We start from the raw sequence: 16,975 nt of genomic DNA, 5'->3' as shown, positions 1-16,975 counted from the left end.
AAAATGCCAGTCACTGAGGTGACTGGCATTTTTTATGGCCTGTTTCTGGCGGGTTAAGAATTAGAATCCAGTCACAAAATTGAACGCTGCTTTAATGCGGGACTTCGCTTTCCCGAAACGTCATGCAATCAAAAAAAAGAAGCTTTTTAATATGTTAATTGCGGCAAAGCGCAGGCGGTGCCAGACAGTATAGATTTACTCTATAGTGCGTTTATCGAAGCAATTATCCTGCCAGCCTGCCGTTTATTAATAATGGAGGCGTCATAAATTACAGGATAAATATAATGGAACGGTTAAAGCTTTCCGAAAAAATCTGTTATGCGATAGGCGGGGGATTCGCCTCAAACCTTAGTTTTTATGCCATGCTGGTTTTTTTTATTACCTATGCGTCGGACATTTATGGCGTTAATCCCGCCACCGTTGGCGCTATTACTCTGGCCGCAAGGGGTATCGATGCTTTTATCGACCCGATAATGGGCGCTATAGGCGACCGAACCCGAACGAAGCTGGGCAAATACCGTTTCTGGATCATCACGTCGGCACCGGTTTTAGGGGTGACTACGTGGCTGGTATTCGCTTCACCTGACCTTTCACCGACCGGGCGCGTCATCTATATTGCCGCGATTTACATGCTCTATTCTATTGCCTCAACCGGCGCCAATATTCCCTACCATTCATTAACCGCCTATATAACGGATAAGGTCAGTGAGCGTAGTAATATCGTTCTGTTAAAGCAATTTACCGGAATTATTGCCCAGTTTATCGTTAGCGCGGGTGGGATAGTGATACTTTCAGCGTTTAGCCACAATAATGGCGCAACGGGTGAACCGCTAGTTGATGCCAGCAGTTATCGCTATTTAGGCGTTTTATTTGGCGTGGTGACGACGCTGGGTTTTTGGCTATGCGCCTGGGGAGCCCGCCATCAGGATAACTGGACGCGTATTCAGCAGGATCAAGCCGCATTAACTATCCGGGAAAGTGAAGACAGCGGGAATATCGTTGTAGAGGTATTTAAGCAGTTATCACTGGCCTTTCAACGCCGATCGCTGGGGTGCCTGGCATTGGCCTCAGCGGCAAATACCTTATCGCTCTCTATTATGGCGGGCGTTACGGTACAGTTTTATATCTGGGTTTTGCACAGTTCACGCCTGGTGGCTACAGGGGCGTTGCTTAATATGTTTTTCGGCGCGTTAATGTACCTGGTGGTTAAATTCCTGGTGCAGCGTTATGGCAATAAAACGGCATTTGTTATGGCCTGTTGTATCGCGATTATTCCCTCCCTGGTGTTATGGCTGACATTCGATCCCAACCATGTCTCATACACTATTTTTATGCTCGCGCTGCTGATGGCGTTTTGTCAGGCCGGTTCGTTAATTACCTGGATGATGGTGACGGATTGCGCCGACGAGCTGCGCTGGAAAACAAAGAAAAATGCCGCCGGCATCGCCTCTGCCTCACTGACGTTTTCGAATAAATTGGGCTCAGCCGTTGGCGCGTTTGTATTGGGATGGATGCTGCAATTAATTGGATATATGCCGGGGATGGAAAGCCAATCGGAGGGGGCGCTCACCGGGCTGACCTTTTTAATGGTCATGACCCCCGTCTGCGGGCAGTTAATTTCATTATTCGCCATGATTTTTTATCCGCTTAACCGCAAAAATCATAAAGATATCTGCATGAAACTACTTGGCTCGGGAGAATAATATGAAAGCCGTTATGCTAATGTTTGATACGCTTCGTCGCGATCAATTACCGCCCTATAACCCTGACGCTTTTCCATTGCCTAATTTCACAAGGCTGGCAAAAAAGACGGTACGTTTCGACAATTATTATGTGGGGTCAATGCCCTGTATGCCCGCGAGGCGCGATCTTCATACCGGTAGATTAAATTTTTTGCATCGCAGTTGGGGGCCGCTTGAGCCGTTCGATGATTCTATTTTTGAAATGATGAAGAAAAAGGGAATTTATTCTCATCTTATCACCGATCATCAACACTATTGGGAAGATGGCGGCGCAACCTACCATAATCGCTATAGCAGCTATGAGTTTGTCCGGGGTCAGGAGGGGGATTTATGGAAAGCGAAATTAGGATTTAGCGGCGTCGACCAGCTGAATAGCTGGCAAAAAGCCGAGCCGCTCCGGCAAAATATGATCCTGCATGACCGTATTAACCGCAGCTATTTTAAAGAAGAGCAGGATTATCCGCAGGCGCGTTGCTATCAACGTGGACTGGAGTTTCTTGCAGAAAATTACCAGCAGGATAACTGGCTGTTACAGATTGAAAGTTTTGATCCCCATGAGCCATTTGCGGTTCCCGACCGCTTTAAACGAATGGTCAGTCCTGATTTAGTGGGCAATGACGACGACTGGCCAGAATACAGCTCAACCGAACGCATTAATAACCCGCAAAAAGTCGCTCGTGCCGCGCAGCATTACCAGGCGCTGATGCTGATGTGCGATGAATATCTGGGCAAAATACTCGACTTCTTTGATCGCCACGATCTCTGGAAAGACACGCTGCTGGTGGTAAATACCGATCATGGTTTTTTACTTGGCGAGAAAGAGTGGTCGGGTAAAAGCGTTATGCCGGTCTATAACGAAATTGCCCATGTACCTTTCTTTATCTGGGATCCAAAATGCGGAATAGCGAATGAAAGCCGTAGCGAATTAGCGCAGATGCATGATCTCTCTGTCACCTTGCTTGACTATTTCGGTATTGAAAAAACGGCCGGGATGACGGGGCAATCCTTATCAAAAATCGTCGCCACGCGTCAGGCGATAAAGTCTGACGCCCTGTTTGGTTATTTTGGCGCGCATGTCTCTATAACCGATGGAAGATATGTCTATATGCGCGGCAGCCAGCTGCCTGAAAACCAGCCACTGTATGAATACACGCTGATGCCAACGCGGATGCGCCGTAGGTTTAACGCCGACGAACTCAGGCAGACCACACTGCATCCCGGTTTCTCGTTTACGCAACACCTACCCGTTTTAAAAGTGCCCGGCTCCGCAGGGTTTTATAGCTCTTATGCCCACGGCAATTTACTTTTCGACCTCAACGACGATCCGCGTCAGGAACATCCTCTGAAAGATCCTGAACGGGAAGCTGTTTTATTGAAAAAGCTGGCGCAGGCCCTGACCGCCGCACAGGCACCCGTTGATGAATGGCGGCGTTTAGGTATTCCTGAAGACATTAACCTGATTACGCCTGTTTTTATTGCAGATGAACATCAACACCGACGTCAGGTACTTAACCAGCATCTTGGACGCCTGGCGGATATCAACATGCATCCAGATACAAAAGCATTGCTGCTTGAGATTGCGGCCGCGCCGGGTGGTAAAGTCTTTTTGAATGACGTTGCCCGTACCTTTAGCGGCGATTTTTTGAAAAGGGAAATGCTGATGCAGCGTTATGCCACAGGTAGCTATGAATCCAGCTTGAGTGCGCTTTTCAATAAACCTTATTAAATCCCGAACCTTGCCCTTGTTTAGGCAAGGGCATAGCGTCGTGCACATGCTGGTGCTTATAAACAAGGCCTTTCTAACGTGAAATGGACGCAACAGGGTAAACGGCCCGATTATCGGTTTTCTTTGGCGAATGAGCGAACCTTCCTGGCATGGATTCGTACAGCCCTGGCGCTGCTGGCGGGCGCGGTGGGGATTGAACAACTGATTGTTCATAACGTCCCCAACGATAACGCCTTTTCATGGCATGTATTGTCGCTAATGCTGGCAGCAGGAGCGGCCTTTCTTAGCGTGGCGGGCTGGCTGCGCTGGCGGAGCAACGAAATCGCGATGCGAAACGAGCACGACCTGCTCTATTCGCCTGTATTGCTGACGCTATCATGCTATCTTTTGGGGATTGTGATATGGGTTATCTGTCTGATATACCTGCTTTAAAAGGTAATTCTGATCATGTCTGATCATGGCCTCCAGCCTGAGCGTACGCTGTTATCGTGGGGGAGAACATGCTGCTTATTTTTTACGGTAGCCCTGCTTTTTTTTCGTTATGGCGTGATATTACGTCATCGCTTTTATTTGATACCCGCGACTGTACTGATGCTGGCTGCAAGCGCTCACCTGTGGGTAAACAAAACAACGCGTTTTTACCCGAAGAGTTCAGGCTCTGCAAACAGCCTTGCGCGCAAACATATCGCAACAGGGCTGTTTAGCCTTGCGCTGTTTATTGCCAGCATCTGCTTTTGTATTGAACGCGGTATTGCTCTGCTTCTTTAAGGTGGCCAGTATGTATCTGCATAAACTTATTTTTCAGTTCAAAATTCTGGTCGATAAAAAAACGTTCACCGCAGCCGCCGAGGCGCTCTTTATCTCTCAGCCAACGCTGACGCAAAATATGAAACGGCTCGAATCCGCGCTCGAAGCTCCTCTGCTTATCCGCGGCGGCAAAAACATTTCTCTGACGGTCTATGGCGAAAGCCTTTATCAGCATGCCTGTCTGTTAGACCGCAACTATCAAAAAGCGATGCTGGATATTGATGCCATCAAGCGCAATCACCGGCAAACGTTAGTGCTGGAATGCGGGCATGCATGGAGTCATGGGGTATTGTTTAACTTAACCAGAACGTACATGGCCCAGTATCCTCACGTGCGTATTGTTATTAAGAGCTGTAACTCGGCAACCGGACAAACTCACCTGTTGAAAGGGGAGTGCGATTTGGCGTTAGGCGCAATCCCCGCGCCGGAAAAGCGGATCTCGGCCATAAACTATGTACCGGTCTTTACCACGCAATTTAAGCTGTTTTGTTCAGGCGAGCATCCCTGGGCGAAAGTTCCTCACATCACGGAAAAGCAACTGAGCCAGTGCGACTGGATCGTATTGAAACACGGCGAGGATGAAGGCGAATTTAACGATCCGCTTTTATATCAAATTCCGCCGGAGTCGATTCGTTTTGAGGTTTATTCGGTGTCGAATGCCATGGCGCTGGTTGAGCAAAGCCAATGTATTCTGGCGTTGCCTCTACAGCTTGAACAAGAAGCCCACAGAAGGGGGCTCGTCACGCTTGATACGGCAAGGGAATTACCGTCGTTTCAAACCGGGGTGATGTATATCAGCGATGTACTTAAATACCCGCACAAAAAGGATTTTATCGAAACGATTATGACAAAAGATGCCGAACGCCTCAGGCGATCGGCATCTTCAACATGACGCCTGTCAGATTTTAGAACAGTACCGAGTAATTCACCCCAAACGTACGCCCGCGACCTTTATAGGTATACAGATCGGCGGCACCGTAAGTGGGGCTGTACAGCCCTGGCGCACGTTGTCCCCAGGTGGTGGTGTAGTCTTCATCCAGCAGGTTTTCCACGCTGAAGCTCACTTTACCCACCGGCAGGTTATAGCTGCTCAGCACATCAATGGTGTTATAACCGTCGATTTTCTTCCCGGCACTGTCGGTTAAGTCAAAGGTTTGCTGGGTCTGCACGCGCAGGCTCCAGTCGCCTGGCGCCCAGCCAACATACGCGGTGGCTTTAGACGGGCTGGCGGCATCGACGGTCAGTTTTTCCCATTTCCCTTCCTGTTTGGTTTCCGATTTGATCACGTTAAAGGTCGCACCGGTGCTCCAGTCGCTGTCGGTAAAGAAGTAATCCACCGCGCCTTCAAGCCCGTAAATTCGGCGTTCGTCATCATCCAGATTGATGGTCATGTCGGTTTTGTTAATGGAAATGGTTTTGTCCGACAGGGAATAGTACGCCGCCAGTTGGGTGCGCAGATTATCCCCGGTATAGCGCCAGCCGAGCTCATATGCGTTCACTTTGATGCCGTCCAGCGTGGAGTCGTTAACGTTGACGCTATTCAGCAACTGGTAATGGCCATTATTCAGGCGGTAAGTGCCGGAGCCGTAATACTTCGCCAGATCCGGGATTTCAAAGCCCTGAGAGAAGTTAAACCAGGTTTGCTGGCGTTCAGTCAGGTGCGCCAGCAGACCGGCGTTAAACAGGAAGTTGTTGTAGTCGGTTTTGCCGCCGGGCACCGCGTCCGCAGAGGTCGCTGCCCCGGTAGCGATGGCCTGCTGCTGGGCGTAGCCGATGAAATCATCCACTTTGTTTTCAGTGTGCTGGTAACGCACACCGCCGCTCAGGGTAAAGATGTCGTTAATGTCATAGCTGGTCTGGAGGAACGGCGCGAGGTTAGTGATGCTGTAGCTCGGGTAGCGCCCCACGTTATAGCTATTTTCCAGCGTCATCCCGCCGGACTGCTGGGCTTTCGCCAGATCGAAGAATTGCTGGTTGGCGTCGAAAGTTTCATGTTCAGCGTCCACGCCGTAAGTCAAATTCAGGCTGTCGAATAAGGTACTGTTAAGCGTTAGCTTGCCGCCGTAAAAATCGGTTTTCTGCTGGGAGGCACCAATACTGGTGACGCCGGTGCGGCCCAGAGTGGGGAACGGATAAAACGTCAGGGACTCATCGCGATAATAAATCTGCGCCACCAAATCCTGGCCCCAGAAATCGGTGTTGGAATATTGCAGATTGATTAAGTGACGCTCGGTTGCCGGAATACGGTCAGAATCGAGATTGCTGGCGTTATAGGCGTTGCCCTGGCCGGTAACGGCGGAGAAGTTACGGCCCAGGTACAGGCCGTGGTCGCCATCCGCCTGGCTTTTGTAATACTGCGTGGTGAGCTGCAACTGCTGGGTTTCATTAATATTAATCGTCCCGGTGCCCATCACGTCCAGACGGTCGGAATACTGTAAGCCAGTCTGGGTATTATCGATGATGACTTCATCACCGTTGCCGTCATACCAGCCGCCAAATCGCTGGTAGGAGACGGACATGCGGCCCGATGCGTTATCGTTGCCACCGCTCACCGCCGCCGCGACGTTTTCATCGTGATCGTTATGGCTGTTGAAGCCGCTTTTCCCGCCCAGTTGCAGTTCTACTTCCTGCTCCGGCTGGCCTTTTTTGGTCACGATATTAATCAACCCACCGGTGCTACCGCCGCCATACAGTGATGTCGCGCCGGAAATGACTTCGATGCGCTCGATGTTAAACGGATCGATGGCATCCAACTGGCGGCTGTCGGTACGCGACGAGTTCAGGCGCACGCCGTCAACCATCACCATCATCGAACGTCCACGCATATTCATGCCGTAGTTGGTGCGGCCCTGGCTGCTGACGTCCATCCCGGGGATCAACTGGGCGAGGATCTCTTTGATCTCTTTCCCGCCCTGCATCTGTTGTTCGATTTCCTGCTTTTCGATCACCCAGGTGGTTTGCGCCATATCGGTGGCGCTGCGATGCGCGCGGTTGGCGGAGACGACAAGAGTATCTTCTTTGGTATCAGCAGCGAAAGCGGGCGTGGAGAGCATGGCGAGCAGCACGGGGTTCAGCACCCAGCGGGTACGGCGGTTGGCTATCATCAGTTGTTATTCCGTTAAGTTAAGTGCCTTGCCCCGATAAAAGGCGCAGCACAAGCAGTTGCAGAAGCATTGATTTGAATTGGTAATTATTCTCATAATGATATTTATTACATTTACAAAGACAAGCGTTTTTGCAATATTTGCTTGCAAATCTCTGTTCATATTTCCTTGTTTATTGAGGGGTTATCCAACTCGCCGGACCTCTAAGGACTCATCGCTATGGCCGCCAGCTATCGACTCTTCAACCTCACGCTGAAATCACGACATCACATCACGCCTTCACTGCTGCGCTGCGTATTTACCGGCGATGATGTGGCGCAGATGAAGCATGACGCGCCGGATCAGCGCATCAAACTGTTGTTCAGTGAAAACGGTGAGTTTCCGCCGGGATTAGGGAAGGGGGAAAACTGGTACCAGGATTATCTGGCGTTGCCGAAAGAGATGCGTCCCGTGATGCGGACCTATACACTCCGAGCCTTGCGCCGCGATGCACGGGAAATGGACGTCGAGTTCGTACTGCATGGGGAAAAGGGTCCGGCATCGCGCTGGGCCACGCACGCATGCCCTGGCGAGCGCCTGCTGGTAGTTGCACCGGATGCGGCATTTGATGGCGACAGCGGCGGCTACGAGTGGCTGCCGCCTGTGCAGGTAAACCAGGCGTTGCTGATTGCCGATGAAACCGCGCTGCCTGCCGCCCTGGGGATTCTTGAACAACTGGCGAAATCCGCGCATCCGCCTGAGGTTCAGGCGTTTATAGAAGTGCCGCATAAAGAAGATATTCACGACGTAAGCGCGTTTAGTTTTGCCCGCGTGCGCTGGATTGCGCGCGAGTCCGATCGCTTCGGCGACGCACTGCTGGATGCGGTTAAAGCGAACGTGAATATTCCTCACTGGGCGCAGTGCCAGGCGCAGTCGCTGGCCTCCAGCAGCTTACTGGAAGATGACATCTGGGAGCGCGCAGAAGGCAAAAAACCGTTTTACGCCTGGGTCGCCGGCGAGTCGTCGACCGTGAAAAAGCTGCGTCGCTATCTGACCGGCGATCGCAACCTTGATAGGGCCTGCGTGAACTTTATGGCCTACTGGAGCAACAAATAACGTTACGCCTCCAGCGGCGCAATCAACTCCGCTCCCTGATTTCTGATATTCCCGACGCTGCGCGTTACCGGATGCCAGGTAAAATCCCCCGCCGAAACTGCGCCTTTTTGGGCTATCTCTTCCGCTTCTTTTCCGCCGATATCCTGGCTCATCCACGCCAGCGCGGCTTCCGGCGTCAGGACCAGTGGGCGTCGGTCGTGGATATCAATCAGCCCCTTATCTGCGGCTGCGGTAACAATCAGAAAGCCTTCGTTTTCATCGCCGCGCTCAAACGGCGTACTGCCGATGGCAGCGAAAAACAGCGGTTTCCCATCCTGACGATAGATAAAATACGGCTGCTTTTTATCGCCTTCTTTTTTCCATTCAAACCATCCGTCGGCGAAAACAATCGCCCGCCCATGCTGCCACAGCGGCTTGAACATGCGGCTGGTTGCAGCGGTTTCGACTCGCGCGTTGATCAACGGCGCTTTGTTCCACCAGCCCGGCGCGTAGCCCCAGTGGACGGGATCGAGATGCAACTGCTCATCGCGCTCGTTTAACAACAGCACTTTGGTGCCTGGCGCAACGTTGTAGCGGCCAATGGGTTCAGGATCGTAAGGGATATCGCGTTCGAGTTGTTCAGCCAACTGGCTGAGATAGGCTTCACGCGTTTGCGCCTGGGCGAAACGTCCGCACATAGTGACCTCCCGTGTTTAAGGGAAGTATAAGTGCCAAATCGCAGGCATAAAAAAACCAACCGCAGTGGGTTGGTTTTCTTAGGGAATTTTGGTCGGCACGAGAGGATTTGAACCTCCGACCCCTGACACCCCATGACAGTGCGCTACCAGGCTGCGCTACGTGCCGATTTGTGGTCGCTAATACTACCTGTTTCCACGCTGATTGCAAGGGCGCGCTTACCGAGTGATTTATAATTAATCAATCAGTTAGCGATAAACCGTTTTTCGTCAGTCAGCACCTGCAACAGCAAACCTAGCTGCGGTTTGGTTTCCTTCACTTTTTCACCGGCTGGATTATAAATCTGGTATTTGCCGCTGTTTTCCAGAACGACCGTCTGTTCCGGCGTGGTTATCGCCAGCGTCAGGGCATCCGCGCTGACCACCCAGTTGTTCTTACGCGTTGGTGCAAACAGGTCTTCGCCCTGGGAATATTCATTGGCGCTGGTGCGTACGTGCAGCAGGCGCTGCATCAGCGTGGTCATCACGTCCTGGTGATCGGTCAGCTTACCCACGCGCTGTGCAGGCGTGCCCGGCCAGTGAACCACCAGCGGCACTTGCAGATGCGAGCGCGACCAGTCAAAGCTATCGCGTTGTTCGCCCAGCGGCACGCCGTGGCCCGCCGTGACAATCACCACGGTATTTTCCAGTTTGCCTTTACTTTGCAGCGACGCCAGAATCCGCTGAATTTGGTTATCCACATCGCTGACGGCGCGGCCATAACGGCGAGCGAAGTCTTTTTGCTGGGTGTCCTCAGGCAGGTTAGTGCCGTTCAGCGCCACCCAGGAGAACCAGCGGTTATCTTCAGATGCATACTGATTCAGCCAGTTGACCCAGCGTGAGGCCGTCTGTTCATCGGACTGGTTCTGCGCCGCAGGCAGCGAGAAATCAGACAGCAGCGCCTGGCGGTACAGCGAACTGTTAAAGCCGTCAGAGGCGAACAGGCCCAACTGATAACCCTGTTGGTTCAGCGCGGTAATTAGCGCAGCCGGAATACGCGCCGACAATACGCCATCCATATACGCAGGCGAGATGCCGTAGAACAGGCCGAATATACCGTTATCAGTGGCATTGCCGGAGCTCATATGCTGGGTAAAGTTAACGTTCTGTGCGGCGAACTGCGCCAGGGCAGGCATCTGCTGCTCGAAGCGCGAATAATTAAGCCCGTCAACAGTAATCAACAGCACGTTGTAGCCCGCGCCTAAATCGCGATAGCGCAGTTCGCTCAGCGGGTACTGCACCGACACCGCTTCCGGATTGCCTTGCTCCACCAGGCGGCGCTGGTACTCCGCCGCATCCAGCAGACCATGTTTCTCAAGAAAGCGCCGCGCGGTCATCGGATAGGAGAGCGGCAGGTTAGCGCGCTGCATGGTAATCGGACGATAGAAATTGGCGTCGGCCCAGATATAAGCCACGTGGGTGACGATAAACGACACGAAAAAGAAAATCGCCACCGGGCGCGCATAATGCCGACGACGCGAGAGACTGCGCAATTTCTGCCAGCTCCATGTCGCAAACAGCATCTCAATCAGTAAAATCACCGGCACGCTGATAAACATCAACTGCCAGTCGCGGGCCATCTCGCTCTGATCGGGGTTGATTACCAGCTCCCATACCACCGGGTTGAGGTGTAAGTGGAAGCGGGTAAATACTTCGCTGTCAATCAGCAGCAGCGTCAGGCCAGTGGTGGCCAGAATGGCGGATAAAAAGCGCATCAACCGCTGCGACATCACAATGAAGGTCAGCGGGAACAGGATCAGCAGGTAGCCGGCGAACACCAGAAAGCTAAAGTGCCCGGCCAGGCTGATATACGAATAGACGCGCCCCACCAGGGTAGTGGGCCAGTCGGCGACAAACAGATAGCGGCTACCGACGGCCATAGCCATCAGAATATTAAACAGGGCGAACCAGTGCCCCCAGCTGATCATCTGGGAGACTTTTTCACGGTAGCGCTGACGGTTAGTCACCATAACGTATTAACTGTATTCCTTAGTGCGCGTCGTCTTCACGAACCGAAGACTTTAGCGCCTCGGCAAACGAGTGAGCAAGCGCCTGGCGCTGGGACGGACTGATACTGGTATTGATAAGGTTGGTCACCATATTGCCGAGCACCATCAAAGACAGGTCGGTCGGCGCCTTATGCTTTTCCAGCACGTTCACCATTTCTGTAAGCAGCGCTTCAACGCGTTCATCACTATAGCGGGAGAGTTGTGGCATAAATCTACGTCAGTTAAGTTCGAGAAAGTCCGATATATTACCGTAGCAACGGTAATATTTCCCCATTTTTATCAGCAGTTGCAGCGGACGTCGGTCAGTGGTTGAATACCGCCCGGCCTAAAAGGAGAGTTTATCATGAGTCTGGATATCGACCAGATTGCAATACACCAGTTAATTAAGCGTGATGAGCAGAATCTGGAGCTGGTGCTCCGCGATTCGCTGCTGGAGCCGAATGCCGCCGTGGAAGAGATGATGGCGGAGCTGCATCGCGTTTATAGTGCGAAAAACAAAGCCTATGGCTTATTTAATGAAGAGAGCGAGCTGGCGCAGTCGCTGCGTCTGTGCCGTCAGGGCGAAGACGATTTCCTGGGCTTTAGCCGCGCCGCCACCGGGCGTCTGCGCGATGAACTGGCGAAATACCCGTTTGCCGACGGCGGCATCGTGCTGTTTTGCCACTACCGTTATCTGGCGGTGGAATACCTGCTGGTGGCGGTGCTGAATAACCTCAGCAGTATGCGGGTTAATGAAAATCTGGATATCAGCTCAACCCATTATCTGGATATCAACCATGCAGACATCGTGGCGCGCATCGATCTCACTGAGTGGGAAACCAACCCGGAATCGACCCGTTATCTGACTTTTCTGAAAGGACGGGTAGGGCGCAAGGTCGCCGATTTCTTTATGGATTTCCTCGGGGCCAGTGAAGGCCTGAACGCCAAAGCGCAAAACCGCGGTTTGCTACAGGCGGTGGATGACTACACGGCGGAAGCGCAGCTGGATAAAGCCGAGCGCCAGAACGTGCGTCAGCAGGTTTACAGCTACTGCAACGAACAATTGCAGGCGGGCGAAGAAATCGAACTGGCATCGCTGTCGAAAGAGCTTTCTGGCGTTAGCGAAGTGAGTTTTGAGGCGTTTACCGCCGAGCAGGGCTATGAACTGGAAGAGAGTTTCCCGGCGGATCGCAGTACGCTGCGCCAGTTAACCAAATATGCTGGTAGCGGCGGCGGGCTGACGATTAATTTCGACGCTATGTTGCTGGGCGAGCGTATTTTCTGGGACCCGGCCACCGACACGCTGACCATCAAGGGCACTCCGCCAAATCTGCGCGACCAGCTTCAGCGCCGCACGTCTGGCAAATAAAGGCCAAAAATAAAGGCCAAAAAAAACGCCGCATTACGCGGCGTTTCTTCAGACCAGCCCGGCAATTACGCGCGAACGAAGTCGATGTGTTGCAGTTTCGGCTTGTAAGCGTGACGCTGTACGGCCTGAACTTTAACTTTTACTTCTTTACCATCAACAGCGATAGTCAGAACTTCGCTGTAGAACTCAGGCTTAGCCTGCATGTTCATAACCTGGTCGTGGTCCAGTTCGATGGCAATTGCAGCGTCTTCACCGCCATAAATGATGGCCGGGAATTTGTTCGCTGTGCGCAGGCGGCGGCTCGCACCCTTACCCTGCTCTTTACGTACTTCTGCGTTGATAGTAAACATTAACTTTTCTCTTCTTTAATTCCTGTCGCAGGCGACCCAGCGACAGGCAGATTATCTGCTTTGCGGATGCAAAAGCGGGCGGGATTATAGCCATAACCGCCCCTGGCTTCAATGAAAACCGCCGCTAACCGCGTAATTCGTTGGCGCGGCGGTAGCGGCCCTGATAGTCGAACACCTTTTCCCGCACCTGCCAGAAGCGATCTTTCATCCGTGCCACTACAAAGTCTGGGTGGCGCAGCAGCGCGTGTTGCGCCGCGATATCCGCCGCCGTGATCCAGCGCAGCGGTATGCCAGGCGTGCGGGTATGAGGGCGCAAAAACAGATGTTCAAAGGCGGTGCGCTGCGCGGGCGTGTGCAGACGGAAGCGCTCACTGACATCCGCGCCGTCTTCGTCGTAATAGGTGGCTTTAAGCCACTCGCCCTTCGCATCGCTGCCGCTTTGTAACTGCATCCCGCTACAGCGCAGCACCAGCGCGTCTTTCAGCTTCAGCGCTGCTTTTAACATATCGTCGGGGTCAACCAGAATGGTATCGCACTGGTGGCAACGGCGGGCGGCGATATCGTTTTCCGCATTGCATTGCGGGCAGTTTTTGAAACGAAAGCGGTAGTCGCACTGTTCGCGATTGCCGTCGTCATCCTCCAGCACGCCCTGGCAGCGCCGCCCGAAATGCTCAATCAGCGTACCGTCTGCGGTGGTTTTTCCCCAGAATGTATTGGCGAAGCCGCAGCCTGGGCAGAACACCTGCACCGGCACATTGTCCGAGCCTTTTTTTGCCGTGCCGACTTCCGGGGTAAACAGATCGTGCGGGTTGCCTGCGTAATCAAGGATTAAACAGTCGGTTTTGCCCTCAAACAGCCGCAGCCCACGCCCGACGATTTGCTGATACAAACTGACCGACTCGGTCGGGCGCAGAATCGCTATCACGTCGACATGGGGCGCATCGAAACCGGTCGTCAGTACCGACACATTCACCAGATAGCGAAAGCGGCGTGCTTTGAAATCATTAATCAGCAGGTCGCGCTCCGGGCCGGGCGTTTCGCCGGTGATCAGCGCCGCTTCTCCGGCAGGCAGCAGGCCAGTGATTTCCCTGGCGTGTTCGACCGTGGCGGCGAAAATCATCACCCCCATGCGGGTAGCGGCGAAATCGACGATCTGGCTGATGATATGCGGCGTAATTCGCCGCTGTTTTTTCAGCTCCAGATTAAGATCTGCCTCGCTGAAAATCCCGTTCGCCTGCGGCTGAAGGCGGCTGAAGTCGTACTGCACCACCGGCATATCCAGCCGTTCCGGCGGGGTGAGGTATCCGTGTTTGATCATGTAGCGCAGCGGCAGTTCATAGATGCAGTCGCGGAACAGGGCGTTCTGGTCGCCGCGCACCATGCCGTGATAGTGGTACTGATAAATCCAGCCTTTACCGAGCCGGAACGGTGTGGCGGTCAAGCCCAGCAGGCACAGCCGTGGATTGCTCTGGCGCAGATGGCGCAAAATCTGCTGGTACTGGCTGTCGTTATCGTCGCTGATGCGGTGGCACTCATCGACAATCAGCAGCGAGAACTCGCCCTGAAACTCATCGAGATTGCGCGCCACCGACTGCACGCTGCCGAATACCACTTTGGCCTGGCTCTGCTTGCGCTTCAGCCCGGCGGAGTAGATATCCGCCTCCAGCCCGAGGGCGCAATATTTGGCGTGGTTTTGCTCCACCAGCTCTTTGACGTGCGCCAGTACCAACACGCGCCCGCGCGCAACCCGCGCCAGTTCGGCGATAACAATGCTTTTCCCCGCGCCGGTCGGCAGGACAATCACAGCGGGTTCAGCGGATTTTCGAAAGTGGGCGAGGGTGGCGTCTACCGCCTCGCGCTGATAGGGTCGTAGCGTTAACATTGCGTGCTTTTCAAATTCATTAGCGTGCGAAACATCATTTTAATCTTGAGCGAGTCCGTTAGCCCGCTATACTGACCGGTCTTGATGATTTCTTTCATTACCAGCCCATGCTGGACCGCGTTTAACAGGCAAAAAACTTCAATGCGACTTGATAAATTTATCGCCCAGCAGCTCGGCATCAGCCGCGCTATTGCCGGGCGTGAGATTCGCGCCAGCCGGGTAACCGTTGATGGCGAACCCGTAAAAGATACCGCGTTCAAACTGAAACCCGAACATGATGTGGCCTACGAGGGCAACTCCCTGGTGCAGCAGACCGGCCCGCGCTATTTTATGCTGAACAAACCCCAGGGCTACGTCTGCTCCACCGACGATCCGGATCATCCCACCATTCTTTATTTCCTGGATGAACCGCTGGCGCACAAACTGCATGCCGCCGGGCGTCTGGATATCGATACCACCGGTCTGGTGTTGCTGACCGATGACGGCCAGTGGTCCCATCGTATCACGTCGCCGCGCCATCACTGCGAGAAAACCTATCGCGTAACGCTGGAATCGCCGGTGGCCGATGATACCGCCGAACGGTTCGCGAAAGGCGTTCAGTTGCATAACGAAAAAGATCTCACCAAACCGGCCGTGCTTGAAGTGATGACGCCGACGGATGTGCGTCTGACCATCAGCGAAGGCCGTTACCACCAGGTGAAGCGCATGTTTGCCGCAGTAGGGAATCACGTGGTGGAACTGCACCGCGAGCGTATCGGCGCAATTGAACTGGATGAAGATTTAGCGCCGGGCGAATACCGCCCGCTGACCGAAGACGAAATAGCCAGCGTTGGCTTGCCGTCACGTTAAATTCAGGAGAGTGGAGTGACCACCCGACAAAATTCTTCGATGGGGATCGTCGTCATTCTTGGCCTGTTAGCCATGCTGATGCCGCTGTCTATCGATATGTATCTGCCGGCGTTGCCGGTGATTTCCCAGCAGTTCGGCGTGCCTGCAGGCAGCGCCCAGATGACGCTCAGCACCTATATTCTGGGTTTCGCGGTGGGGCAGCTGTTTTATGGCCCGATGGCGGACAGCCTGGGCCGTAAGCCGGTGATCCTCGGCGGTACGCTGGTGTTTGCCGTGGCGGCGATTGCCTGCGCGTTATCCCAGACTATCGATCAGCTGATCGCTATGCGTTTTCTCCACGGCCTGGCGGCGGCAGCGGCAAGCGTGGTGATTAACGCCCTGATGCGTGATATCTATCCCAAAGAGGAGTTCTCGCGCATGATGTCGTTTGTCATGCTGGTCACGACCATTGCCCCGCTGGTGGCCCCGATGGTGGGCGGTGCGGTGCTGGTGTGGTTCAGCTGGCACACCATTTTCTGGATCCTTGCGGTGGCGGCGCTGATTGCTTCAGCAATGATCTTCTTCCTGATTTCGGAAACGCTTCCAGCAGAACGGCGGCAGAAATTCCATTTCCGCACCACAATAGGCAACTTTGCCTCGCTGTTTCGCCATAAGCGCGTGCTCAGCTATATGCTTGCCAGCGGCTTCAGCTTCGCCGGGATGTTCTCATTCCTGAGCGCCGGTCCGTTTGTCTATATCGAAATCAACCACGTCTCGCCACAGGATTTCGGCTATTACTTTGCGTTGAATATCGTGTTCCTGTTTGTGATGACGATATTTAACAGCCGCTTTGTGCGCCGCATCGGGGCGCTGCGTATGTTTCGCACCGGGCTGTTTATTCAGTTTGCGATGGCGGTGTGGATGGTGGTCAGCGCGCAGTTTAACTTCGGCTTCTGGGCACTGGTGCTGGGTGTGGCGGCGTTTGTCGGCTGTATTTCTATGGTGGCGTCTAACGCCATGGCGGTGATTCTGGATGAGTTCCCGCATATGGCGGGCACGGCATCGTCGCTGGCGGGGACGTTCCGTTTCGGCATCGGCGCGATTACCGGCGCGTTGCTCTCGATGTTCACCTTCAATTCCGCCTGGCCGATGATCGGCTCTATCGCGTTTTGCGCGACCTGCTCAATTCTTTTCTACCTCTACGCCAGTCGTCCCAAAAGACACCGTTAACTGCCACTCAAGGGGTACGAAAACTACCCCTTTCTTAATCCATATCAACGAATAAATTCCCCGTCTCCGTACAATTTGTTTCGTGAATGTAAATGTAAAGGTCTTAAAAAGTCATTTTTTTGTAGTCAAAAAAGGTTGAGT

The 16,975-nt window shown here is 53.3% G+C and carries 15 protein-coding genes and 1 tRNA gene; 9 read left to right on the top strand and 7 right to left on the bottom strand.

Going from position 1 to position 16,975, the window contains the following annotated elements:
- Window positions 1–284: 284 nt before the first annotated feature.
- From ACVV26_RS14950 to ACVV26_RS14930, 5 genes are all read left to right on the top strand, one after another.
- Entirely contained in the window at window positions 285–1,703 is a 1,419-nt protein-coding gene (locus ACVV26_RS14950; RefSeq protein ID WP_474798008.1) for an MFS transporter, read from the top strand.
- 1 nt (window position 1,704) lies between these two features.
- Window positions 1,705–3,468 carry a sulfatase gene (locus tag ACVV26_RS14945; protein ID WP_474798006.1) on the top strand — a complete coding sequence of 588 codons (1,764 nt, stop codon included), beginning with the start codon at window positions 1,705–1,707 and terminating at the stop codon, window positions 3,466–3,468.
- A 78-nt stretch (window positions 3,469–3,546) separates the two neighbouring features.
- Complete coding sequence (locus ACVV26_RS14940) at window positions 3,547–3,900, top strand: YidH family protein (protein WP_474798004.1); 354 nt, start codon at window positions 3,547–3,549, stop codon at window positions 3,898–3,900.
- 15 nt (window positions 3,901–3,915) lie between these two features.
- Window positions 3,916–4,236, top strand: a complete 321-nt coding sequence (locus ACVV26_RS14935; protein WP_474798002.1) for a DUF202 domain-containing protein — start codon at window positions 3,916–3,918, stop codon at window positions 4,234–4,236.
- A complete protein-coding gene (locus ACVV26_RS14930) occupies window positions 4,208–5,167 on the top strand; it encodes a LysR family transcriptional regulator (RefSeq protein WP_474798000.1) in 960 nt (319 codons plus the stop codon). Before ACVV26_RS14935 ends, ACVV26_RS14930 begins: the two co-directional genes overlap by 29 nt.
- Before the next feature lie 13 nt (window positions 5,168–5,180).
- On the opposite strand, the gene ACVV26_RS14925 is transcribed toward ACVV26_RS14930, so the two are convergent.
- Window positions 5,181–7,379 carry a TonB-dependent siderophore receptor gene (locus ACVV26_RS14925; protein WP_474797998.1) on the bottom strand — a complete coding sequence of 733 codons (2,199 nt, stop codon included), beginning with the start codon at window positions 7,377–7,379 and terminating at the stop codon, window positions 5,181–5,183.
- 219 nt (window positions 7,380–7,598) lie between these two features.
- Here ACVV26_RS14925 and ACVV26_RS14920 point away from each other — a divergent pair, with 219 nt between their 5' ends.
- Window positions 7,599–8,474, top strand: coding sequence for a siderophore-interacting protein (locus tag ACVV26_RS14920; protein WP_474797996.1), 876 nt, complete (start codon window positions 7,599–7,601; stop codon window positions 8,472–8,474).
- Window positions 8,475–8,476: 2 nt separating this feature from the next.
- On the opposite strand, the gene ACVV26_RS14915 is transcribed toward ACVV26_RS14920, so the two are convergent.
- The 4 genes from ACVV26_RS14915 to ACVV26_RS14900 form a co-directional block, all read right to left on the bottom strand.
- The gene (locus tag ACVV26_RS14915) at window positions 8,477–9,151 is read right to left on the bottom strand and encodes an SOS response-associated peptidase (protein WP_474797994.1); all 675 of its coding nucleotides are present in this window, start codon (window positions 9,149–9,151) and stop codon (window positions 8,477–8,479) included.
- Between the two features lie 89 nt (window positions 9,152–9,240).
- Window positions 9,241–9,317: transfer RNA gene (locus ACVV26_RS14910), tRNA-Pro, on the bottom strand.
- A 76-nt stretch (window positions 9,318–9,393) separates the two neighbouring features.
- Window positions 9,394–11,157 (bottom strand): LPS biosynthesis-modulating metalloenzyme YejM, encoded by a 1,764-nt coding sequence (gene yejM / locus ACVV26_RS14905; RefSeq protein ID WP_312978375.1) that lies wholly within the window; start codon window positions 11,155–11,157, stop codon window positions 9,394–9,396.
- Between the two features lie 19 nt (window positions 11,158–11,176).
- Complete coding sequence (locus ACVV26_RS14900; protein WP_125291603.1) at window positions 11,177–11,404, bottom strand: YejL family protein; 228 nt, start codon at window positions 11,402–11,404, stop codon at window positions 11,177–11,179.
- A 135-nt stretch (window positions 11,405–11,539) separates the two neighbouring features.
- On the opposite strand from ACVV26_RS14900, the gene yejK reads away from it, so the two are divergent.
- Complete coding sequence (yejK, locus tag ACVV26_RS14895; protein WP_474797992.1) at window positions 11,540–12,544, top strand: nucleoid-associated protein YejK; 1,005 nt, start codon at window positions 11,540–11,542, stop codon at window positions 12,542–12,544.
- A 65-nt stretch (window positions 12,545–12,609) separates the two neighbouring features.
- On the opposite strand, the gene rplY is transcribed toward yejK, so the two are convergent.
- Together rplY and radD are read right to left on the bottom strand one after the other, a co-directional pair.
- The gene (gene rplY / locus ACVV26_RS14890) at window positions 12,610–12,894 is read right to left on the bottom strand and encodes a 50S ribosomal protein L25 (RefSeq protein ID WP_312978379.1); all 285 of its coding nucleotides are present in this window, start codon (window positions 12,892–12,894) and stop codon (window positions 12,610–12,612) included.
- Window positions 12,895–13,018: 124 nt separating this feature from the next.
- On the bottom strand, window positions 13,019–14,776 hold the full coding sequence (radD, locus tag ACVV26_RS14885) for a DNA repair helicase RadD (protein ID WP_474797990.1): 1,758 nt from the start codon (window positions 14,774–14,776) through the stop codon (window positions 13,019–13,021).
- Window positions 14,777–14,917: 141 nt separating this feature from the next.
- On the opposite strand from radD, the gene rsuA reads away from it, so the two are divergent.
- Window positions 14,918–15,625 (top strand): 16S rRNA pseudouridine(516) synthase RsuA, encoded by a 708-nt coding sequence (gene rsuA / locus ACVV26_RS14880; RefSeq protein WP_474797988.1) that lies wholly within the window; start codon window positions 14,918–14,920, stop codon window positions 15,623–15,625.
- 15 nt (window positions 15,626–15,640) lie between these two features.
- On the top strand, window positions 15,641–16,834 hold the full coding sequence (locus tag ACVV26_RS14875; RefSeq protein ID WP_312978385.1) for a Bcr/CflA family multidrug efflux MFS transporter: 1,194 nt from the start codon (window positions 15,641–15,643) through the stop codon (window positions 16,832–16,834).
- Window positions 16,835–16,975: the final 141 nt, after the last annotated feature.

The organism is Atlantibacter sp. MEI4A-1023 (genome assembly GCF_056155425.1).
The sequence above is the reverse complement of the archived record's forward strand: the minus strand, read 5'-3'. Positions and strand labels throughout refer to the sequence as shown.